The organism is Streptomyces sp. NPDC031466, from assembly GCF_055581265.1.
In genome coordinates, this window is sequence record NZ_JBVIJT010000002.1 from 243,386 (window position 1) to 265,075 (window position 21,690).

The 21,690-nt window shown below is 73.3% G+C and carries 19 protein-coding genes; 13 read left to right on the forward strand and 6 right to left on the reverse strand.

What is annotated here, in order from left to right; all coding sequences use genetic code 11:
- Nucleotides 1–45: 45 nt before the first annotated feature.
- Nucleotides 46–267, forward strand: coding sequence for a hypothetical protein (locus tag ACZ5GP_RS03920; RefSeq protein WP_468749256.1), 222 nt, complete (start codon nt 46–48; stop codon nt 265–267).
- 432 nt (nt 268–699) lie between these two features.
- On the opposite strand, the gene ACZ5GP_RS03925 is transcribed toward ACZ5GP_RS03920, so the two are convergent.
- Nucleotides 700–1,317, reverse strand: a complete 618-nt coding sequence (locus ACZ5GP_RS03925) for a hypothetical protein (RefSeq protein WP_468749257.1) — start codon at nt 1,315–1,317, stop codon at nt 700–702.
- A 79-nt stretch (nt 1,318–1,396) separates the two neighbouring features.
- On the opposite strand from ACZ5GP_RS03925, the gene ACZ5GP_RS03930 reads away from it, so the two are divergent.
- The 3 genes from ACZ5GP_RS03930 (at nt 1,397) to ACZ5GP_RS03940 (ending at nt 3,605) form a co-directional block, all read left to right on the forward strand.
- Nucleotides 1,397–2,566 carry a sialidase family protein gene (locus ACZ5GP_RS03930; protein ID WP_468749258.1) on the forward strand — a complete coding sequence of 390 codons (1,170 nt, stop codon included), beginning with the start codon at nt 1,397–1,399 and terminating at the stop codon, nt 2,564–2,566.
- A 35-nt stretch (nt 2,567–2,601) separates the two neighbouring features.
- A complete protein-coding gene (npdG, locus tag ACZ5GP_RS03935; protein WP_468749259.1) occupies nt 2,602–3,330 on the forward strand; it encodes an NADPH-dependent F420 reductase in 729 nt (242 codons plus the stop codon).
- An 86-nt stretch (nt 3,331–3,416) separates the two neighbouring features.
- Nucleotides 3,417–3,605 (forward strand): hypothetical protein, encoded by a 189-nt coding sequence (locus ACZ5GP_RS03940; protein ID WP_358589677.1) that lies wholly within the window; start codon nt 3,417–3,419, stop codon nt 3,603–3,605.
- Here the strand turns inward: ACZ5GP_RS03940 and ACZ5GP_RS03945 are convergent.
- Complete coding sequence (locus ACZ5GP_RS03945) at nt 3,595–4,398, reverse strand: site-2 protease family protein (RefSeq protein ID WP_468749260.1); 804 nt, start codon at nt 4,396–4,398, stop codon at nt 3,595–3,597. The two genes, ACZ5GP_RS03940 and ACZ5GP_RS03945, sit on opposite strands and share 11 nt — an antisense overlap.
- Before the next feature lie 115 nt (nt 4,399–4,513).
- On the opposite strand from ACZ5GP_RS03945, the gene ACZ5GP_RS03950 reads away from it, so the two are divergent.
- From ACZ5GP_RS03950 to ACZ5GP_RS03960, 3 genes are all read left to right on the forward strand, one after another.
- Nucleotides 4,514–4,903 (forward strand): DUF6578 domain-containing protein, encoded by a 390-nt coding sequence (locus tag ACZ5GP_RS03950; protein WP_468749261.1) that lies wholly within the window; start codon nt 4,514–4,516, stop codon nt 4,901–4,903.
- Nucleotides 4,870–5,220 carry a DUF6578 domain-containing protein gene (locus ACZ5GP_RS03955; RefSeq protein ID WP_468749262.1) on the forward strand — a complete coding sequence of 117 codons (351 nt, stop codon included), beginning with the start codon at nt 4,870–4,872 and terminating at the stop codon, nt 5,218–5,220. Before ACZ5GP_RS03950 ends, ACZ5GP_RS03955 begins: the two co-directional genes overlap by 34 nt.
- 61 nt (nt 5,221–5,281) lie before the next feature.
- Nucleotides 5,282–8,581 (forward strand): ATP-binding protein, encoded by a 3,300-nt coding sequence (locus ACZ5GP_RS03960; RefSeq protein ID WP_468749263.1) that lies wholly within the window; start codon nt 5,282–5,284, stop codon nt 8,579–8,581.
- A gap of 48 nt (nt 8,582–8,629) precedes the next feature.
- Here the strand turns inward: ACZ5GP_RS03960 and ACZ5GP_RS03965 are convergent, their stop codons facing one another.
- The 3 genes from ACZ5GP_RS03965 to panB form a co-directional block, all read right to left on the reverse strand.
- On the reverse strand, nt 8,630–9,463 hold the full coding sequence (locus ACZ5GP_RS03965) for an ABC transporter permease (RefSeq protein ID WP_468749264.1): 834 nt from the start codon (nt 9,461–9,463) through the stop codon (nt 8,630–8,632).
- The gene (locus ACZ5GP_RS03970; protein WP_468749265.1) at nt 9,460–10,479 is read right to left on the reverse strand and encodes an ATP-binding cassette domain-containing protein; all 1,020 of its coding nucleotides are present in this window, start codon (nt 10,477–10,479) and stop codon (nt 9,460–9,462) included. Before ACZ5GP_RS03970 ends, ACZ5GP_RS03965 begins: the two co-directional genes overlap by 4 nt.
- A gap of 664 nt (nt 10,480–11,143) precedes the next feature.
- Entirely contained in the window at nt 11,144–12,025 is an 882-nt protein-coding gene (gene panB / locus ACZ5GP_RS03975; RefSeq protein WP_468749266.1) for a 3-methyl-2-oxobutanoate hydroxymethyltransferase, read from the reverse strand.
- 189 nt (nt 12,026–12,214) lie between these two features.
- Between panB and ACZ5GP_RS03980 the strand changes: the two genes are divergently transcribed.
- From ACZ5GP_RS03980 to ACZ5GP_RS03995, 4 genes are all read left to right on the forward strand, one after another.
- Nucleotides 12,215–13,822, forward strand: coding sequence for an MFS transporter (locus tag ACZ5GP_RS03980; RefSeq protein ID WP_468749267.1), 1,608 nt, complete (start codon nt 12,215–12,217; stop codon nt 13,820–13,822).
- 46 nt (nt 13,823–13,868) lie between these two features.
- The gene (locus ACZ5GP_RS03985; RefSeq protein ID WP_468749268.1) at nt 13,869–14,477 is read left to right on the forward strand and encodes a TetR/AcrR family transcriptional regulator; all 609 of its coding nucleotides are present in this window, start codon (nt 13,869–13,871) and stop codon (nt 14,475–14,477) included.
- 249 nt (nt 14,478–14,726) lie between these two features.
- On the forward strand, nt 14,727–15,755 hold the full coding sequence (locus ACZ5GP_RS03990) for an endonuclease/exonuclease/phosphatase family protein (RefSeq protein ID WP_468749269.1): 1,029 nt from the start codon (nt 14,727–14,729) through the stop codon (nt 15,753–15,755).
- A gap of 157 nt (nt 15,756–15,912) precedes the next feature.
- Nucleotides 15,913–17,127, forward strand: a complete 1,215-nt coding sequence (locus ACZ5GP_RS03995) for an MFS transporter (RefSeq protein ID WP_468749270.1) — start codon at nt 15,913–15,915, stop codon at nt 17,125–17,127.
- 675 nt (nt 17,128–17,802) lie between these two features.
- Here ACZ5GP_RS03995 and ACZ5GP_RS04000 read toward each other — a convergent pair.
- Nucleotides 17,803–19,563 (reverse strand): NAD+ synthase, encoded by a 1,761-nt coding sequence (locus tag ACZ5GP_RS04000; protein ID WP_468749271.1) that lies wholly within the window; start codon nt 19,561–19,563, stop codon nt 17,803–17,805.
- Nucleotides 19,564–20,019: 456 nt separating this feature from the next.
- Here ACZ5GP_RS04000 and ACZ5GP_RS04005 point away from each other — a divergent pair, with 456 nt between their 5' ends.
- Both ACZ5GP_RS04005 and ACZ5GP_RS04010 read left to right on the forward strand, forming a co-directional pair.
- Complete coding sequence (locus ACZ5GP_RS04005) at nt 20,020–20,793, forward strand: DUF998 domain-containing protein (RefSeq protein ID WP_468749272.1); 774 nt, start codon at nt 20,020–20,022, stop codon at nt 20,791–20,793.
- A complete protein-coding gene (locus tag ACZ5GP_RS04010; protein WP_468749273.1) occupies nt 20,790–21,590 on the forward strand; it encodes an alpha/beta fold hydrolase in 801 nt (266 codons plus the stop codon). Before ACZ5GP_RS04005 ends, ACZ5GP_RS04010 begins: the two co-directional genes overlap by 4 nt.
- Nucleotides 21,591–21,690: the final 100 nt, after the last annotated feature.

Genomic DNA, 21,690 nt, shown 5'->3' on the forward strand with positions numbered 1-21,690 from the left:
AGCCGTCTCGGGGCACGATGGCGTCAGGAACGAGAGGAGCGGGACATGGCGCTGTTCAAGAAGCGGACGGTCGGCAAGCCGGGGGAGTGGTACTACTGCCTGGAGCACCAGAAGGTGGAGGAGGGCCCCGACTGCCCCGGCAAGGACCGGATGGGGCCGTACGCCTCGCGGCCGGAGGCGGAAGCGGCGATGCGGACGGCCGCGGAGCGGAATCTCCAGTGGGAGAACGATCCTCGGTGGCATGACAAGGCGGGCGGCGAGGGCTGAGTCCGGGGCCTCGCCGGTTCTCCCGCGTGCGCGGGCGCTGGCCGGGGGCCTCCTGGGGGCCGGGTTTCCCACCCACCCGCCCGATGCTCGGCGTTGAGCCGCGGGGTCCCCTCGCCGGGGCTTGGGGCGGTGCCCGGTGTGGTGGTGGGCCTTTTCGCCGCTGCGCGGCGGGTTTCCCACCCACCCGCCCGGTGCTCGGCGTCGAGCCGCGGGGTCCCCTCGCCGGGGCTTGGGGTGGTGCCCGGTGTGGTGGTGGGCCTTTTCGCCGCTGCGCGGCGGGCTTTCCCATCCACCCGCTCGGTCGTCGCCGGTGCCGCGCGGGGCGTGACGCGGGGTGCCGGGTGGGTGGGTGGGAGAAACGCCGCGAAGCGGCGGGGGCCGAGCCGGGAAGGGCCGAGCCGTAAGGGCCTGCCGGTACGGCGGTCGGTCCGGTCACCACCGGGTGGGTGGCGGTGCCGTCAGATGGTCGGTGAGGCGGGAGAGCCGGTCCCGGAAGCGGCGGCGGCCCCGCGTCGCGGGCAGCGCGTTCTCCCCGGCCGCCGCGCTCACCAGATGCTGCACCGTATCCAGGTCGAGATCGTCCCCCGTGTCACCCCCCGGCCCCGGCACGGTCAGCGCCTCGTGTGCCAGCGCCCCCAGATCGCGGTCCCCCGCGTCCAGCGCGAGCACGGTCGCCCCGGCCCGCCGCGCGTCGTGCACGCGCGTGAGCAGCTCCGCGTCCGGCGCGTCCGGCGCGACCACCAGCAGCGTCTCGCCGCGCCGCGCGGCCTCGATCCGGCCGAGGCCGGTCGACAGGTGCGCGGGGTCGGCGGCGAGGACCCGGTGGCGTACGAGCGTAGGGGTCAGCTCCGGCGTGCCCGACCAGGCTGCCTCGTCCACCAGGTGCGCGGCCAGGTGCCAGGGCTCGTACGCCCGCGTGCCCACCAGGAGCAGCCCGCCGCCGTGCGGCACGACGGACGAACGCAGGGCGCCCGCGAAGCGGCGTGTGGCCCCGAGCCACTCGGTCCCTGCGAGCACTTCGCGCAGCAGCGCGACCCGTACGGCGTCCATGGCGCCGCATCCTCCACCGACGGGGCACTCGTGACCCGGAGTTCACCGGGAATTCCCCCGGAGTGGGGAAGCCCGCACCATGACTTATGAGACGTCTGTTCCCTTCCGGGCGGGCCGCGAGGGCTACGCGAGCTTCCGCATACCGGCCGTCGTCACCACCGCCACCACCCCCGACCCCGGCACAGGAACCGGCCCCGGCACAGGAACCGGCCCCGGCACAGGAACCGGCTCCGGCACAGGAACCGGCCCCGGCCCCCGTACCGTCCTCGCCTTCTGCGAGGGCCGCGTGGGATCCCAGGAGGACTTCGGCGACATCGACATCGTCCTCAAGCGCTCCGTCGACGGCGGCCGCACCTGGGGCCCGCTCCAGGTCGTCGGCAAGAACGGCGCCGACCTCGCGGGCAACCCCGCCCCCGTCGTCCTCGCCGACGGCCGCGTCCTGCTCGTCCAGGTCAGGAACGCCGCCGCGGCCACCGAGGACGCCATCCGGCGCGGCAAGGTCTCCGCGGCCGCCGGCCGGCGTGTGTGGGTGCAGCACAGCGACGACGACGGCCGCACCTGGTCCGCCCCGCGCGAGATCACCGCCTCGGTGAAGAAGCCCGGCTGGCGGTGGTACGCGACCGGGCCCGGGCACGCCCTCCAGCTCACCACCGGCCGCGTCGTCGTCCCCGCCAACCACTCCCTGCCGCCGTCCGGCTCGGACACCGGCACCGAGGGCAGGTACAACGGCGGCCACTGCCTCCTCAGCGACGACGCCGGCGCCACCTGGCGCATCGGCTACATCGACGACAACACCGACGGCTACATCAACGTGAACGAGACCACCGCCGCCGAACTCCCCGACGGACGCCTTTACGTCAACACCCGCAACGACTCCCCGGCACCCGGCAGCCGCGCCGACGCCCACTCCCGCGACGGCGGCCGCAGCCTCGTCAGGCCCTTCCGCCCGCAGGCCTGCCTCACCGGCCCCGTGGTCGAGGGCAGCGTCCTGCAGGTGCGCGACCCCGACCTGCTCCTCTTCTCCGGCCCCGCCGACCCCGGCTTCCGCGCCCTGATGACCGTGCGCCGCTCCTCCGACGGCGGCACCACCTGGCAGCCCGTACACACCGTCGACGGGCTGCCCGCCGCGTACTCCGACCTCGTACGCCTCGACGAGGAGACCATCGGCCTGCTCTACGAGACGGGGGACTTCGGCGCGTACGAGACGATCACCTTCCGGCGCATCCCGCTGGCCGAACTGGTGAACTGACGTGACCACCTGTGACCGCTGAGTAAGGTCACCCCATGACCTCTACAGACAGTGCCGCAGACCGTGCTCAGAACGCGCCCGCCAAGGCCCCGGCCAAGGATCCCTGGGAGCTGCCCGACGTGTCGGGGCTCGTCGTCGGTGTCCTCGGCGGCACCGGCGACCAGGGGCGGGGCCTGGCCTACCGCCTGGCCCGCGCCGGACAGAAGGTGATCATCGGCTCCCGTGCCGCCGAGCGCGCCCGGGCCGCCGCCGACGAGCTGGGCCTCGGCGTCGAGGGCGCCGAGAACGCGGAGTGCGCGCGGCGCAGCGACATCGTGATCGTCGCCGTGCCGTGGGACGGCCACGGCAAGACCCTCGACGCCCTGCGCGAGGACCTGCGCGGCAAGCTCGTCATCGACTGCGTCAACCCCCTCGGCTTCGACAAGAAGGGCGCCTACGCCCTCAAGCCCGAGGAGGGCAGCGCCGCCGAGCAGGCCGCCGCCCTGCTGCCGGACTCCCGCGTCACCGCCGCCTTCCACCACCTGTCGGCCGTCCTGCTCCAGGACGCCGACGTCGAGGAGATCGACACCGACGTCATGGTCCTCGGCGAGAGCCGCGCCGACACGGACCTCGTGCAGGCGCTGGCCGCCCGCATCCCCGGCATGCGGGGCGTCTTCGCCGGCCGGCTGCGCAACGCCCACCAGGTGGAGTCGCTGGTCGCCAACCTGATCTCCGTCAACCGCCGCTACAAGGCGCACGCGGGGCTGCGCGTCACCGACGTATAGGGCGCGGGCGGGCATGGGGGACACTGGACGCGTACGACCGCACGCCCCCGGGCGTCCCCCGCCGCACCCGACAGGAGCCGACCCCCATGCCCCGCCTCGCTCTGTACGCCCTCGTGGTCTGCGCCCTCGCCGTCGCCGCCGCCGTGCTCTCCTTCGCGCGGGGCAGCTGGCTCGGCGTCGTGTGGGTGCTGCTCGCGGGCCTCGCGTCGAACATGGCGTGGTTCTACCTGCGGCGGGCGAAGCTGCGGCGGGACGCGGCCGCGCCTACGAGCTGAGCGCCCGCGGCACCTCCTGCGAGCCTGCCCAGAAGCGGTACAGGTCCCGGCCCCAGGACGTGTCCCGCTCGCTGACGCCGAGGCCGCGCAAGAGCGCGTGGACCGCGTCGAAGAACGCCTCGTTGGCCTGCGGGATCCACAGCACGGCGAAGACCGCGAGCAGTCCGAACGGCGCGAACGGCTCCACCTGGCGGCGGAACGCGGGCGAGAGCCAGGGCTCGAGCACGCCGTAGCCGTCCAGGCCGGGGACGGGCAGGAAGTTCAGGATCGCCGCCGTCACCTGGAGCAGGGCGAGGAAGGCGAGCGCGTAGCGGAACACGGCCGGCACGCCGTCCAGGGCGTGCAGCCAGAACGGCGCCGTGCAGACCAGCGCGAACAGCGCGTTCGTCAGCGGGCCCGCCGCCGAGATCAGGCTGTGCCGCCAGCGCCCCCGGATCCGGCCCCGCTCGATGAAGACCGCGCCGCCCGGCAGCCCGATGCCACCCGCGATCACGAACAGCACCGGCAGCACGATGCTCAGCAGGGCGTGCGTGTACTTCAGCGGGTTCAGCGTCAGATAGCCCTTCGCGCCGATCGAGACGTCCCCGCTGTGCAGGGCCGTACGCGCGTGGGCGTACTCGTGCAGGCACAGCGAGACGATCCAGGCGGCCGTCACGAAGAGGAACACGGCCGGCCCGGGGGACTTCCCGAAACCGGTCCAGGCGGCCCAGCCGGAGACCGCGGTGACGGCGGCGATCCCGAGAAAGACGGGACTGATCCGCCGGTCACTGCCGCGGAGAGGGGCGGTGGTCATGGGGTGGGGCTCCTGAGATCCTCGGGCCACACGGACGCGCGGCGCGTGGTGACGATATCGGGCACACGCCGAAAACGCTTCGCACCCACCGCGGGGTTCCGGGGAAGCTGGGCCCATGGCGCTGTGGAAAGTCTTGTACGAGGACTGGCAGATGGAGTGCTGCGGGGAGCCGTTCGCCGTGGGCGACGAGGTGGCGTGGCCGCTGCTGCTCGCCGAAACGCACCCGGACGAGGCGTGGACGGCGGACCTCAGCGAGATCGAGGGCCCGGTGGTCGCGCTGGCCGAGATCGAGGGGGACTGGTCCGACGACGACGGGGACGACGGGGACGACGGGGCGCATACGGGGTCGGGGACGCAGAGGCCGACGGCGAGGACGACCTCGGGGACGAGGACGAAGAGGTCGAAGAGGTCGAAGAGGACGACGAGGGGGATGAGGGTGATGAGGGTGATGAGGGCTGCTTCGAGGAGTCGGTGGAGCGCTCGGTCGTGCGCGCCCACGGCCTGACCGTCCCGTGGAACCACCCGCCCCCGTGGCCCGAACGGGCCCGCCTCGCCGGGCTGCTCACCGTCGCACGGCACGGCGACCGTTGGCCGGACACGGTCGGCCGGGTCCGCGCCCTCCACGTCGTGACACAGGACTTCGCCGAGACCGCCGAGGGCTCACGGACGTACGAGGTGGTACCCGGGAAACGCCGGCTGCGCCCCGTCGACCGGTGCCCGAAGTGGTTCCGGACGGAGGAGCTGCCCCGTGCGGCGCGGGGTCCCGGACATCAGCGCTCGGAGACCGGCGTCCTGGTGGACCTGGAGGTCTTCGAGCCCTAGTGGCCCCGGCGGATGGGGAGTTCGGTGCCGATGGGGGAGCGGGGGAAGGGACAATGGGGTGGTGCGTTATCGCGTTCTCGGGTCGGCCCGGGCTGTTCGTGTCGACGGGAGCCCCGTTCCCGTCGGCGGGGCGCGCCTGCGTGCCCTGTTGACGGCGCTCGCCCTGCGGGCGGGGCGTGCCGTGACCGTGGGGGCCCTCGTCGACGACGTATGGGCCGCCGAGCCGCCCGCCGACCCGGCCGGGGCCCTCCAGGCACTCGTCGGCAGGCTCCGCAAGGCCCTCGGCACCGACGCCGTCGCCTCCGTGGCGGGCGGCTACCGGCTGTGCGCGGGCCCCGACGACGTGGACGTGTTCCGCTTCGACCGGCTGACCGGCGAAGGCGGCCGCGCCCTCGCCGACGGCGACCCGGTGCGGGCCGCCGCCCTGCTGGACGACGCGCTCGCCCTGTGGAGCGGCCAGCCCCTCGCCGACCTGCCGCACCGCACGGCGGACGCCGCCCGCTGGCAGACCCGCCGCCGCGACGCCCGCCGCGCGCGGCTGACCGCCGCCCTGGCCCTCGGGCAGGCCGACCGGGCCCTGCCCGAACTCGCCGCGCTCTGCGCCGCCCACCCCCTCGACGAACCGCTCCAGCTCCTGCGGCTGCGCGCGCTGCGGGACGCCGGACGCCCGGCGGAGGCGCTCGCCGCGTACGAGGACGTACGACGCGACCTCGCGGAGCGGCTCGGCGCCGACCCCGGGGCGGAACTGCGGCACCTGCACGAGGAGTTGCTGCGCGTGCCGCCGCCGGCCGAGCGCCCGCCCCGCGTGCCCGGCAACCTCCGCGCCCGCCTCACCTCCTTCGTCGGACGCGAGGCCGACATCCAGGCACTGCGCGGCGACCTCGCGCGGGCCCGCCTCGTCACGCTGCTCGGACCCGGCGGCGCCGGAAAGACGAGACTCTCGCAAGAGGCCGCCGAAAGCGTCGGTGCGGGCTTCCCCGACGGGGTGTGGTTCGCCGAACTCGCGCCCGTCGAAGACCCCGACGACGTGCCCGAGGCCGTACTCACCGCGCTCGGCGCCCGCGAGACCGTGCTGCGCGGCGCGGGCGCCGAGGAGATGCGGGTCATATCGGAACGGCACGGCGAGGACCCCCTCGTCCGCCTCGTCGAACACTGCGCCGCCCGCCGCATGCTGGTCGTCCTCGACAACTGCGAACACGTCGTGGCGGGCGCGGCCCGCCTCGCGGACGAACTGCTCGCCCGCTGCCCCGGCCTCACGGTCCTCACCACCAGCCGCGAACCCCTCGGCGTACTCGGCGAGTCGCTGCACTGCGTCGAGCCGCTGCCCGAACCCGTCGCCGTGCGGCTGCTGGCCGAGCGCGGCGCCGCGGCGAAACCGGGGTTCGCCGTCGAGGAGGACCCGGACGCGGCGGCCGAGATCTGCCGGCGCCTCGACGGACTGCCGCTCGCCATCGAACTCGCCGCCGCCCGCCTGCGCCTGCTCACCCCGCGCCAGATCGCCGACCGCCTGGACGACCGTTTCCGGCTGCTCACCAGCGGCGCCCGCACGGTCCTGCCCCGCCAGCAGACCCTGCGGGCCGTCGTCGACTGGTCCTGGGACCTGCTCGACGCACCCGAACGCGCCGTCCTGCGGCGCCTGTCCGTCTTCGCCGGCGGCTGCGACCTCGCGGCGGCCGAGGCCGTCTGCGCGGACAGCGACAGTGACAGTGGCAGTGGCAGCGCGTACGACGTCGCCCATCTGCTCGGCTCCCTCGTCGACAAGTCCCTCGTCGTCGCCGCCCCCTCACCCGTGCCCGGCGCGGGCATGCGCTACCGGCTCCTCGAAACCGTCGCCGAGTACGCGGGCGAACGGCTCGACGAGGCGGGGGACCGGGCCGGGGCGGAGCGCGCCCACCTCGTGCACTACCGCGAGGTCGCGAGGACCACCGACCCCGAACTGCGCGGCCACGGCCAGCTCGCCGCCGTGGCCCGCCTGGAGGCCGAGCACGAGAACCTGCGCACCGCCCTGCGGCACGCCCTCGCCGCACGCGACGAACACGAAGCGCTTTGCCTGGTGCTGTCCCTGTGCTGGTTCTGGGAGCTGCGCGGCCTGCGCCCGGAGGCCCGCGCCTGGTCCCGCGACGTCATGGCCCTCGGCCCCGACCCCTTCGCCCGGCCCGTCACCCCCGCGCGGCCGCTGTACGAGGCGTGCACGGCCGCGCCCCCGCCCATGCGGCCCGAGGTCCTCCAGGAGGCGCGCCGCGGCGTGCACCTGCTCGACCTCGCCTGCATGGACATGGACATGAAGGCATGGCGGACGCGGGAGGCCCAGGAGCGGCTGCGCGGCATCAGGAACACCTACCGCCCGGGCCTGCCCCAGACGTGCCGCATGCCGGGCAGCCTCTGGTTCTACGCCGTCCTGCTCGGCGGCGACGCGGACCTGCTGCGCGCCACCCTGGACGAGACCGTCCGCACCTGCCGGGAACTGGGCCACGCCTGGGAGCTGGCCGCCGCCCTGCAACTGCGCGCCAACATCCTCGCCAACCACACCGGTTGGGCGGGCGCCGCCGACGGCGACGCGGACGAGGCACTGCGGGGCTTCGAGCGGCTCGGTGACGCGTGGGGCATCGCCGAGACACTGGCCACCCGCGCCGAATCACGGGAGCGCAGAGGGGAGTTCGCCCGCGCCGCGAAGGATTTCGAGGCGGCCATCGCCTGCGCCGAACGGGTCGGCGCCCAGAGCCAGGTGGCCGTGCTCAAGGCCCGCCTCGGCTCGGTCCTGATGGAATCGCCGGACGACTTCGCCCGGGGCGAGGCGATCCTGCGGGACGTCCTCGACGGCAGCGGCCGCGCGCACACCGGCGAGGCCATGCCCGCCGCCCGGCTCTTCCTCATCGGCGCGCTCGGCCGCACCGGCCGCCTCGACGAGGCGGACCGGCAGCTGCGCCGGCTGCGCGAGGAGTTCACCGAGGCGGGCTACGCCGTCTTCGACAGCTTCGTGCTCGGCCTCCAGGCCTGGCTCGACACCCTGGGCGGCCGGTGTGCCGAGGGCCTGGCCGCGGCCCGCGCCGCCGTCGAGGAGGCCCGCTCCCCGCTGTCGCTGATGATCGCGCCGCAGTGCGTCGCCACCCAGCTGCGGACGGCGGCCCGCGCACTGGTGGGGCTCGACGGCGGCGGCCGCGCCGGGGACGCCGCCCGGCTGCTCGCGGTCGCCGCACGCGAACAGCCCGCGGGCCACTTCCCGAACGCGAGGGAGCGGGAGATCCACGACGAGGCCGTCCGGCTCGCCCGCGCCGCGCTCGGCGGCGCCGCGTACGAGGCCGCGTACGCCGAGGGCGGCGGCCTCACACTCGATGAGGCCGCCGCCCTGTGCGCCGTATGAACCCGGCCCTCGCGCGCTGCACCAGGTCTTCCCTCGGGAGCCCGGCGGTCAGTGCTTGGTGCGGAACTTGTGGATCGCGATCGGCGCCATCACCAGCGTGAGCGCCGCCGACCAGCCGACCGTGACCCACACGTCGTGCGCCACGGGGCCGCCGATCATCAGGCCGCGCGCGGAGTCCGCGAGCGAGGACAGCGGGTTGTAGTCGGTGAAGGCCTGCAGCCAGCCCGGCATGGACTGGGTCGGCGCGAAGATCGACGAGCCGAACTGCAGCGGCATCAGGACCAGAAAGCCCATCGCCTGCACGGACTGGGCGCTCTTCATCGAGACGCCGAGGACCAGGAAGATCCACATGATGGCCGTGCCGAAGAGCGCGGACAGACCCACGGCGGCGAACAGGCCGCCCCAGTTCGTGATGTCGAAGCCCACCAGGACACCGACGATCATCATGACCGTCGTCGCGATGAGCAGCCGCATCAGCTCCACCACGATCTTGGCGAAGAGCACCGAGCCCTGACCGATCGGCAGGGTGCGGAAACGGTCCATGATGCCGTTCTGGAAGTCCTGGTTGAAGCCGGTGCCGACGGCCATGGCGATGTTCATGCTCATCATCGCCATCATGCCCGGCACCACGTACTGCACGTACTGGTCCTGACCGCCGCCGAGCGCCTGCCCGATGGAACCGCCGAAGACATACACGAACAGCAGCGTGAAGACGATCGGCATCAGCACCGCGTCGAACATCGACTCGGGGTCCTGGCGGATCCACAGCAGGTTGCGGCGGACCAGCGCGCTGGTGTGCCGCACGTGGCCGCGCAGGCCGATGCGGGCGTCGTCCCCCGTCTGGCCCTTGGTGAGGGGCGGCGCGAGAGTGGTGGTGCTCATACGGCAACCTCCTCGAGTTCGGGGCGGGCGTCCTGCGGGGCGCTGGCCTTCTGGCCCGTGATGGAGAGGAACACCTCGTCCAGGCTGGGCAGTTCGGTGGCTATCGAGCCGATCGTGATGCCGCGCGCGGTGACCGCGCCGACCACGGCGGTCAGCTGCTCGTCGCTGAGGATCGGCACCAGGACCGTGCCGGACTCGACGTCCACCGTGGAGGTGGCGAGGCCGGTCAGGCCCAGGTCGTCCAGGGCGTTGGCCAACGGGCGCAGCTCCAGCGGGTCGGCCGGGCGGACGCGCAGGGTGCGGCCGCCGACCTTCGCCTTCAGCTCGTCGATGCCGCCGCTGGCGATCACCTCGCCGCGGTCGATGACCGTCAGCCGCGAGGCCAACTGCTCGGCCTCCTCCATGTACTGCGTGGTGAGCAACACGGTGACGCCGTCGGCGACCATCCGCTTGACCTCGGCCCACACCTCGTTGCGCGTGCGGGGGTCGAGGCCCGTCGTCGGCTCGTCCAGATACAGGACGGCGGGACTGCCGATCATCGAGGCGGCCAGGTCGAGCCGGCGACGCATACCGCCGGAGTACGTGTTCGCCGGGCGCTTGGCGGCCTCCGTGAGGGAGAACCGCTCCAGTAGGCCGTCGGCCCGGGACCGCGCCTCCTTGCGGGACAGGTCCAGCAGGCGCCCGATCATGTACAGGTTCTCGCGGCCCGAGAGCTTCTCGTCCACCGAGGCGTACTGGCCGGTGAGGCCGATCACGCGGCGGAGCTGGCGGGGCTGGCGGACCACGTCGTAACCGGCGACGTGGGCGGTGCCGGCGTCCGGGACGACCAGGGTGGACAGGCAGCGGACGAGGGTGGTCTTGCCGGCGCCGTTCGGGCCGAGCACGCCGAGGACGGTGCCCTCGCGTACGTCCAGGTCCACGCCGTTCAGTGCCTTGGTCTCGCCGTAGTGCTTGACCAGTCCCCTTACGGTGACCGCGCTCCCTGCGCCGTCGGGGTTCTTGTCGATTCGTGTCATGGCCCAGACGGTGTCATGCCCCACCGACAAACCACCGACATCCCGCCGACAGCGCTCCCGCCCCCGACCGCGCCCTTCCCTTTCCGCTGGGCCCTACCTCGCCTGCTTGCCCGCCCGGCGCCCGGCGTCATCTCCTGTCCCGCCGCTGCCGCGGCGGATGTCTCCCACCCACCCGCCCGTTGCCCGGCGTCATCTCCTAGCCCGCCGCTTCGCGGCGGATGTTTCCCACCCACCCGCCCGTTGCCCGGCGTCATCCCCTGCCCCGCCGCTTCGCGGCGGATGTTTCCCACCCACCCGCCCGTTGCCCGGCGTCATCCCCTGCCCCGCCGCTTCGCGGCGGAGTTCCTACGGTTCCGCTCTGTGCGGGGTAAACGGGTGGGTGGGTGGGAGACATCGCCGCGAAGCGGCGGGACAGGTCAGCCGCCCAGGGGCGAGGAAGGGCGGACGGCCGACGGGGGGACTCAGCGGACCGCCCCGGCACCGGGGGACAGCCCCACCGCCCAGGGGCGAGGAAGGGCGGCCCGCCGACGGGGGAAGATCGGCGGACCGCCCTGGCACCGCGGTGGCCCGGCCCCGGCGGCAAGGCCAGGCACCGTCCAGCCAAAGCACCGCACGGCATACGCACCGCACGGCACACGCGCCGCACGGCACACGCGCCGCACGGCTAATGCACCGCATGCTCCTCCGAGGGGAACGCCGAGCCCACCACGTCCTGCGCGAACGCCTTCGCCGCGTCGGTCATGACGCCCCGCAGGTCCGCGTACTGCTTGACGAAGCGCGGCATCTTGCCGCCGGTGAGGCCGAGCATGTCCGTCCAGACGAGGACCTGCGCGTCGCACTCGGCGCCCGCTCCGATGCCGACGGTCGGGATGTGCAGGGAGCGGGTGACCTCCGCGGCCAGTTCCGCGGGGACCAGTTCGAGGACGACGGCGAACGCGCCCGCGTCCTGCGCCGCCTTGGCGTCCCGCACCAGCCGGTGCGCCGCTTCCTCGCCGCGGCCCTGTACGCGGTAGCCCATGGTGTTCACGGACTGCGGGGTCAGCCCGAGGTGGGACATGACGGGGATGCCGGACTGGACGAGGAGTTCGGTCTGGGCCAGGGAGCGTTCGCCGCCCTCCAGCTTGACCGCGCCGACGCCCGCCTCCTTCACCAGCCGGGTCGCCGAGCGGAGGGCCTGGACGGGGCCCTCCTGGTACGAGCCGAACGGCAGGTCGCCGACGATCAGGGCGCGCGAGGTGCCCCGTACGACCGCGGCCGACAGCATGGTCATCTCATCGAGGGTGACGGGCACGGTGGTCTCGTACCCGAGGTGGCAATTGCCCGCCGAGTCGCCGACGAGCATGACGGGGATGCCCGCCTCGTCGAAGACGGACGCGGTCATCGCGTCGTAGGCGGTGAGCATGGGCCACTTCTCGCCGCGCTCCTTGGCGGCGCTGATGTCCCGCACAGTGATGCGTCGCGTGCCCTTGCCGCCGTACAGCGCCTTGCTGCTGTCGGGGCCTCGCTGGGCGTCGGCGCTCTTGTGGGCAGCCGAAAGCTGCGTCATCGCAACGGCTCCTTCTGTCATCTCGAGGCGCCCTGACGGCGTCCCCGGATCACTCCCATGGTGGCACCGGACACCGCCCGGAGGCTAGTGGGCCCCCGCAACGGACGGGCGGCGCACCTCGGACGTGCCTCGGTAAAGACTTTCCAATACGAGACGGTCTCGTATTGAAATGGCCTTAGGCTGGCTCACATGTCATCTCCTTCGACCCCTGCCGCACCCGCGCCGCCCCGCATACCGGAGGCAGTGCACCGACGCCGCTGGGCGATCCTCGGCGTGCTGATGCTGAGCCTGCTGATCGTCGTACTCGACAACTCGATCCTGAACGTCGCCATCAAGACGATCTCCACCCCGGAACCGACCGGCCTCGGCGCGACCCAGGGCGAGCTGGAGTGGGCGATCAACTCCTACACCCTCGTCTTCGCCGGCCTGCTCTTCACCGCCGGCCTGCTCGGCGACCGGCTCGGCCGCAAGAAGGTCCTGCTCGCCGGGCTCGTCGTGTTCGGCATCGGATCGGCGCTCGCCGCCGAGTCCGGCTCGCCCGTCCAACTCATCGCGTTCCGCGCGGTGATGGGCCTCGGCGCGGCCTTCGTGATGCCCGCGACCCTCGCCGTCCTGATGAACGTCTTCGAGCGCGAGGAGCAGCCCAAGGCGATCGGCATCTGGGCGGGCGGTGTCGGCCTCGCCATCGCGATCGGCCCGATCACCGGCGGCGTGCTGCTCGACCACTTCTGGTGGGGCTCGGTCTTCCTCATCAACGTGCCGATCGTGCTCGTCGCGGTCGCCCTCATGGTGTGGCTGGTGCCGGACTCGCGCGACCCGAAGCCGGGGCGCATCGACCTCGTCGGCGTCGCGCTCTCCGTCGTCGGCCTCGTCCTGCTCGTCTACGGCATCATCAAGGGCGGCCAGCTCGCCGACTTCACCGACCCCGCCGTCCTCGGCACCTCCCTCGCGGGCCTCGCCGTCCTCGTCGCCTTCGTGCTGTACGAGAAGCGGTGCGACCACCCGTCCGTCGACATCTCGTACTTCAAGAACCGTGTCTTCTCGGCGGCGATCAGCGCCATCGCGCTCGTCTTCTTCGCGCTGATGGGCGTGACCTTCTTCTCCGTCTTCTACACCCAGAGCGTGCGGGGCTACTCGCCGCTGCAGACCGGCCTGCTGATGCTGCCGCTGGCCGCCGCCCAGCTCATCTTCGCGCCGCGCGCCCGCCTGGTCGTCGACCGCTTCGGCGTCCGGGCCGTGTGCACCGGCGGCCTGCTCCTGGTGATGGCCACGCTGGCGTCGTTCACGATCCTCGACGCCGATACGCCGATCTGGATCCTGGAGGTCATCTTCTTCCTGATGGGCACCGGCATGGCGCACATCATGACGCCCACCAGCGTCGTGATCATGCAGGCCCTGCCGCGCGAGAAGGCCGGCTCCGCCTCCGCGCTCAGCAACACCTTCCGGCAGGTCGGCGGCGCCCTCGGCATCGCGGTCCTCGGATCGGTGCTGTCCACCGCGTACCGCAACGGCGTCGAGGACAAGCTGACCCTGCTGCCCGAGGGCGCCCGGCACACCGCCGGTGAGTCCATCGAGGCCACCCTGGGCTTCGCCGCGAAGCTCGGCCCCCGGGGTGAGCCGCTGGTGACCGCGGCCAACGACTCGTTCCTGCACGCCATGCACATCACGGCGCTGTGGGGCGCGGGCGTCGCCGCGATCGGCACCGTCGTCGTCTTCCTGTTCCTGCCGGGCCGGATGCCCGCGGCGCCCGGAGCCGAGGAGAAGAAGACCGAGGCGGTGGGCGCCGCGGGGCACTGAGGGAGAATCGCCCCGGCAGCCGGCGCGTCACAGATACGGAGATGAAGTGGTCCACATCGCCAAGGGCAAGGGCGGCGGTCCGGGGCGCCCCCGGAGCGAGGCCGTGGAGCAGGCGATCATCGAGGGCGTGGTGCGGCTCCTGGAGGACGGCGTACCGCTCGCGGACCTGTCCATCGAGCGGATCGCCAGGACCGCGGGCGTCGGCAAGGCCACCATCTACCGGCGCTGGGACGGCAAGGAGGCCCTCTTCGTCGATGTCCTGCGCGTCTTCGAGGAGCCCGACCCGGCGCTGCCCGGCACCTCGATGCGCGACGACCTCGTGTGCCTCCTGGAGGGCCTGCGCAGGCGCGGCCTGTCCATGCGGTCCTCGGCCCTGCTGCACAACGTCTTCGCGCAGATGAAGGCGCTGCCCAAGCTGTGGGACGCCTACCACCGCACGGTCGTCGACCCCCGCCGCCGCGCCACCTGCGACGTGCTGCGGCGGGGCGTCGCGGACGGCGAGCTGCGCGCGGACATCGACATCGAGATGGCCAACGACCTGCTCGTCGGGCCGATGCTGCTGCGCACGGTCATGCGGCCCGAGGCACCGCTCGACGACGACCTCGCCGAGCGGATCGTGGACACCGCGCTGGAGGGACTGCGTCCGGCGGCCTGAGCGTCGGGCGGCCTGAGTGTCGGGCGGCCTGGGCGTCGGCGGCGCCCGGCGGTCGTCGCGGGCCCCGTGCGCATATGCGCGTTTCGTCACAGCCGGCGTTACCGGCCGCTGTTCAGGAACCCGCCGCGCCGCCCTGATCGTCCCAGTGCCTGTACGGCCGTCGCGGACGGCAGGGAAGACACCGATCATCCCCTAGGGTTTCAGGGGCGGACCGACGGTGTGCACGGCAGGCAGTGAGGCGACGAGAGTATGGCGCAGACGTATATGACGGAGACGGGCAGCGGCGGCTCGGAGCCCGAGCGTCCGGGGTCCCGGTTCCGACGTCTGCTCGACGGCTGGCGGGGCGACAAGGACATCTGGCGGCGCGGGCTCGTCACCGCGGGCGCCGCGGTCCTCATCGCCCTGGTGATGCTCTTCCACGCGCAGATCCCGAACGACGTCGGCAACCTCGGCAGCCTGATCGAGACGTTCCTGCCGTGGCTCGGCGTCCTCATCCCCGTGCTGGCCGTCGTCGGCGTGGTCCGCAAGTCCGCGACCGCGCTGATCGCCCTGCTCCTGCCGCTGATCATCTGGATCAACTCGTTCGGCGGCCTGCTCGGCGACAAGTCGGGCAGCGGCGGCGACCTCACCGTCGCCACGCACAACGTCAACGCGGACAACGCCGACCCGACCGGCACCGCACGCGACGTCGCCGCGTCCGGCGCCGACGTGATCGCCCTGGAGGAACTGACCGCGGACGCCGTCCCCACGTACGAGAAGGCCCTGGCGGGCCAGTACAAGTACCACGCGGTGGAGGGCACCGTCGGACTGTGGAGCAAGTACCCGCTCTCCGGCACCGGCCCCGTCGACATCAAGCTGGGCTGGACCCGCGCGATGCGTTCGACGGTCAACACCCCCAAGGGCGACGTCGCCGTCTATGTCGCGCACCTGCCGTCCGTCCGCGTCAAGCTCAACGCGGGCTTCACGGCCAGCCAGCGCGACAACAGCGCCGACGCGCTCGGCGAGGCCATCGCCGACGAGCCGATCGGCAAGGTCGTCCTGCTCGGCGACCTCAACGGCACGATGAACGACCGCGCGCTGAACGCGGTCACCTCCCAGATGCGCTCCACGCAGGGCGCGGTGGGCAACGGCTTCGGCTTCAGCTGGCCCGCGTCGTTCCCGATGGCGCGGATCGACCAGATCATGGTCAAGGGCGTCGAGCCGGTCTCCTCCTGGACGCTGCCGGAGACGAGCAGCGACCATCTGCCGATCGCGGCGCGGGTGGATCTCTCCTCCTGACGCCGTCGGATTCCGACGCTGTCGGCCGTACGAGCGTCGCCTCGCACCGCGGGATGCCTCACACCACGGAATACGGGGTGCGGGGGAGTTTGTTCCGGAAGTAAACTTACGGATTCCCCTCGCCCGCACCCCCTGCTTCCGTGGAAGGTACCTCTTCATGCCCCTGGCCCTGCTCGCCCTCGCCGTGGGCGCCTTCGGCATCGGCACGACCGAGTTCGTGATGATGGGCCTGCTGCCCGACGTCGCCGACGACCTGCACATATCCATCCCCGCCGCCGGACACCTCGTCTCCGCGTACGCGCTGGGCGTCGTCATCGGCGCCCCGCTGCTGGCCGCCCTCACGGCGAAACTGCCGCGCCGGCGCGTCCTCGTCGGCCTCATGGTGCTCTTCGTCATCGGCAACGCGCTCTCCGCCGTCGCCCCCGACAACACCTCCCTGCTGGCCGCCCGCTTCCTCAGCGGCCTGCCGCACGGCGCCTTCTTCGGCGTCGGCGCGGTCGTCGCCACCGGGCTCGTCGCGCCCGAGCGCAAGGCCCGCTCCGTCTCCCTGATGTTCCTCGGACTGACCGTCGCCAACATCGTCGGCGTACCCGTCGCCACCGCCATGGGCCAGCAGCTCGGCTGGCGCGCCACCTTCCTCGGCGTCAGCGCGATCGGCCTCGCCGCCATCGCCGCGCTCGCCCTGCTCGTCCCCGCCGACCACGGCCACGGCGACGCGGTCGGCCTGCGCGGCGAGCTGCGGGCGCTGCGCGGCGGCCCGGTATGGCTGTCACTCGGTACGACCGTCGCGGGCTTCGGCGCGCTCTTCGCGGCGTACAGCTACATCACGCCGATGCTCACGGACGCCGCCGGGTACGCCGAGTCCAGCGTCACGGTGCTCCTGGCGCTGTTCGGCGTCGGCGCCACCGCCGGCAACCTCCTCGGCGGCCGCCTCGCGGACCACTCCCTGCGCGGCACCCTCTTCGGCGGGCTCATCGCGCTGGCCGTCGTCCTCGCCCTCTTCCCGCTCCTCATGAGCGCCGGCTGGAGTGCGGCGCTCGCGGTCGCGCTGCTCGGCATGGCGGCGTTCACCACGGGGTCGCCGTTGCAGCTGATGGTCATGGAGAAGGCGTCGGCGGCTCCGTCGCTGGCCTCCTCCGCCAATCAGGCGGCGTTCAACCTCGCCAACGCGGGCGGGGCCTGGGTCGGGGGGCTCGCTCTCGCGGCGGGGTTCGGGGTGACGTCTCCGGCGGGGGCCGGGGCGGTGCTTGCCGTTCTGGGGATCGTGGTGGCGGGGGTGGCGTATGTGGTGGACCGGCGGCAGCCGGTAGCGGGCCCGGAGCGGATCGTCGCCTCCGGCGCCGTGCGGCGCCGGGAGCGGTCCTCCCACTGACCTCGCACCTGCGTGGGCCGGCCTCTCGTTCAGGGGCGTCCCTGTGTCGCAGCGGACGTCAGGCGCGCGTGTACCCGGGGTCGTCTCCTGTCCCGCGGTGGGCGCCTCGCGCTCGTGTGCGCGGGGCCTCCCCCTGCTCGCAGGGGACCTCTCCCGCCGGTTTGGCTGGGGACGCCGCCTGTCCGGGGGACATCTCTGTCCCGCCGCTGACGCGGCGGTTGTCTCCCACCCACCCGCCCGTTGCCCGGGGTCATCCCCTGGTCCGCCGCTTCGCGGCGGATGTTTCCCACCCACCCGCCCGTTCCCCGGCGTTTTCCCCTGGCCCGCCGCTGTCGCGGCGGATGTTTCCCGCCCACCCGCCCGTTTGCCCGGGGTCATCCCCTGGTCCGCCGCTGTCGCGGCGGTTGTCTCCCACCCACCCGCCCGTTACCCGGGTCATCCCCTGCCCCACGCTCCTACGGTTCCGCACGATGCGGGGTAAACGGGTGGGTGGGTGGGAGACATCGCCGCGAAGCGGCGGACAGTCCGTGGTGACGCCCGACCCCGGGGGCCGGACGGACGATCCGTTGCGGGGCTCGGTTCTGGTGAACCCGCGGGTGGTCGGTGGTGCGGCCGAGGTGGGAAACGGGCGGGCAGGCGGGAGCGGTCCCCGAGGGGGGAGAGGTGGTGGCCCCCTCAGCCGGAGGCGGTTTCGCGCCAGCGGTTGGTGATGGGGAGTCGGCGATCCTTGCCGAACCCCTTCGCGGAGATCTTCGTACCCGGCGGATACTGCCGCCGCTTGTACTCCGCCGTATCCACCATCCGCAGCGTCTTCGTGACCAACTCCCGATCGAAGCCGGCGGCCACGATCGCGTCGGCCCCCTGGTCCCGGTCGATGTACAGCTCCAGGATCCCGTCGAGGACGGGATAGTCGGGGAGCGAGTCCGTGTCGACCTGGTCGGGCCGCAGCTCCGCGCTCGGCGGCTTGCTGATGGAGTTCTCCGGGATCGGCGGCGTCTGCCCCCGCTCCAGCGCCGCCCGGTTGCGCCACCGGGCGAGCCGGAAGATCGAGGTCTTGTAGACGTCCTTGATGGGGCCATAGGCGCCGACGGAGTCGCCGTAGAGCGTGGAGTAGCCCACCGCGAGCTCGGACTTGTTGCCCGGCGCGAGCACGATGTGCCCCTCCTGGTTGGAGAGCGCCATCAGCATCGTGCCGCGCAGCCGCGACTGGAGGTTCTCCTCGGCGAGCCCGGTCAGCCCGAGCGACCCCATGTACGCGTCGAACATCGGCGCGATCGGCACGGTACGGAAGTTGAGCCCGGTGCGCCGCGCCAGGTCCTCCGCGTCGCCGATGGAGTGGTCGGAGGAGTAGCGGGAGGGCATGGCGACGCCGTACACGTTCCGGGCGCCCAGCGCGTCGCAGGCGATGGCGGCGGTGACCGCCGAGTCGATGCCGCCGGAGAGCCCGATCAGGACGCTGCTGAAGCCGTTCTTCGCGGCGTACGCGCGCAGGCCCACGACCAGCGCCGAGTACACCTCCTCGTCGTCGTCGAGCCGCTCGGCGTACCCACCGGTCAACTCCGCCTCGTACGCGGGCACCGGCTCCTCGGAGACCGTGACGTGCTCGACGCGCAGCCCGTCGTCCACGACGCCGGACGGCGCGACGGGCGCGGCGGCGGGCAGGTCGAGGTCCAGGACCACGCAGCCCTCCGCGAACTGCGGCGCCCGCGCGATGACTTCGCCGTTCTTGTCGACGACGATCGAGTCGCCGTCGAAGACCAACTCGTCCTGCCCGCCGATCATCGCTAGGTAGGCGGTGGTGCAGCCGGCCTCCTGGGCGCGCTTGCGGACCAGTTCGAGCCGCTGGTCGTCCTTGTTCTGCTCGTACGGCGAGGCGTTGATGGACAGCAGCAGGCCGGCCCCGGCGCTGCGGGCGGCCGGCACGCGGCCGCCGTCCTGCCAGAGGTCCTCGCAGATGGCGAGGGCGACATCGACGCCGTGCACGCGTACGACCGGCAGCGTCTCGCCCGGCACGAAGTAGCGGAACTCGTCGAAGACGCCGTAGTTGGGCAGGTGGTGCTTGGAGAAGGTCAGCACGACCTCGCCGCGGTGCAGCACGGCGGCGGCGTTGCGCGGCGCGCCGGCGGGCTGGCCGTAGCGCGGCTTGGCCTCCTCGGTGCGGTCGAGGTAGCCGACCACGACCGGCAGCTCCCCGAACCCCTCGTCGCGCAGCCGGGCGGCGAGCGCGTGCAGCGCGTCCCGCGAGGCCTGGACGAAGGACGAGCGCAGGGCGAGGTCCTCGACGGGATACCCGGTCAGCGCCATTTCGGGGAACGCGACGAGATGCGCCCCCTGCTCGGCGGAGTGCCGGGTCCAGTGGACGATCGCCTCGGCGTTCCCGGCGAGATCGCCGACGGTCGAGTCGATCTGGTTCAGGGCGAGACGTAGTTGAGGCACCCGCCCAGTGTAATCGTCAGAGCGACGCGATGCCTGACGGCCCGGGGGCCACCCCCGGTGGGTGCCCTCGCCATGAGGTGCGGCCTACCCCCGGCCGGGTGTCCGGCGACGTGCGGGCTCCCGTCCCTGCGTCGATCATGAGCGCATGATGATTACGGACGAAACGGGGCATATCGGGGTCGGTCGCCGTGTCGACACCCTTCCGGAGCCGGAAAGCGCAGCCCCGCCTGCCGCGCGGAGCCGTCGTCCCGGCGGCGATCCTCCTCGCGGGCCTCGGCTCCGCGCCGCCCGACCGGCTCGGCCGACCGGTTCGGCCAGGGCGGCTGTGGCACGGTCCACCGAACGTCGGCGGCGGTCTTTCCTGCTTCGGCGCACTGGCCCCTGCGGCCTTCCTCAGGTTCCGCGCACCGGGGTAGGGCCACCCCGGACGCCGACTCCCGCGAGCGGCGGCCCGACATGAGCCCCGCGAACTCCCCCGCCACCACCGCGGCCGCCCGCATGCCCCCGCAGCGGACCGGGCCGCCGCACGACGGCACCCGGCGACCCGCCGTCGCCCACGCCGCCTGCTCGGCGCTGCTGCTGCTCGGCGCGCTCCTCTACACCACCTGGACGGTGGAGACGTTCCTGCCCACCGGCCTCTCGCCCCTCCGGACGTACGTCAGTGAACTCGCCGCCACCGACCAGCCGTACGGGACGTTCTTCCGCTCCTTCGACCTGCTGGCCGGGCTCCTCGTCCTCGCCGGCGCGGTGGGCGCGCTCGGGTGGCTGCGGTACCGGGGACGGGCCGCGGCGGGCTGGGCCGGGATCGCCCTGTTCGGGGCGGCCACGGCGGTCGACTCGCGACTGCCGCTGAGCTGCGCGCCCACCATCGACGCCGGGTGCGTCGCGCGGCAGGCGGCGGGCGACGTCCCCTGGACGCACTCCGCGCACACCGTCAGCAGCAGCCTGGCCGTCGCCGGGGCACTGGCGGGCATGGTGCTGCTCACCGTCGTCGCGCGGCGCGACGCCGCCGCGTGGCCCGCCCTCGCGCGGAGCGGGCCCGTCCTCGTCGTCCTCGAACTGGCCGCTACCGGGTGGACGCTGGCGTCCGTCGCCGCGTTCGAGTCGGGGCACGGGACCTGGGGGCTCGGCGTCGGGCAGCGGCTACAGGTGCTGTTCATCGCGGTCTGGATCGCCGTCCTCGCGTGGTCCCTCGCCGCCGCCGCGGCCTCGGCCGCCCGACGGGGATGACCTTCGTACGCGTCGACGGAGTGCCGCTGCACGTCGAGGTGACGGGCAGCGGCCCGGTGTGCGTGCTGAGCGCCGGGCTCGGGCTCGGCTGGTTCGACTGGGACCCGGTGGTGCCGCTGCTCGCGCCGCACCGGACCGTCGTCCGCTTCGACCGCCCCGGGCTCGGACTGAGCGGGCACGCGCGCGTGGCGCCCACGTTGCGCGGGGAGGCGGAACGGATGCTGCGGGTACTCGAGGAGGTCGGCCTCGGCGGGGAGCGGGTCACGGTGGTCGGGCACTCGCTCGCCGGATTCCACGCGGAGGCGTTCGCACGGCTGCATCCGCAGCGCACGGCGGGCCTCGTCCTCGTCGACTCCAGCGTCGAGGAACGGCCCCGGGTGCGGGTGCCGCGCCGGCTGCGGGTGGCGCTCGCGCGGGTGGGCGGGGCGGTCCTGTGCGGGGCGGGGGTGCCGCGGGCGGTGGGGCCCGCGCTGCGCAGGCTGGTGGCGCCCACGCCGTGGGCGGGACTCTACGGGTCGGGGCGGGTGTGGCGGGCGATGCTCATGGAGTACGTGACCTACGGCGACGTCGCGGTGGAGCTGGCGGAGCTGCGGCGGGCCGCGCCGTTGCCCGGCGGGGCGCCTGTGACGGTGCTGGCCGCTTGGGCGGGGGGTGCGGGGGAGTGGGTCGGGCGCCAGCGGGGGCTGGCCGCGGGCCTTGGCGGGGGGTTTCGGCCGGCGTGGCCTTCCGGGCATCTGGTGATGCGGGATCTGCCGGGGGGTGTGGCGGAGGCGGTTCTCGCGGGGGCGCGGGGGTAGCGGGGGCTTCCCGAGGGGCCTGGGCCCCTCGGGGCGCCGGCTCGCCGCTTGCCTGCTGGCGGCCCTCCTGTCCCGCCGCTTCGCGGCGGATGTCTCCCAC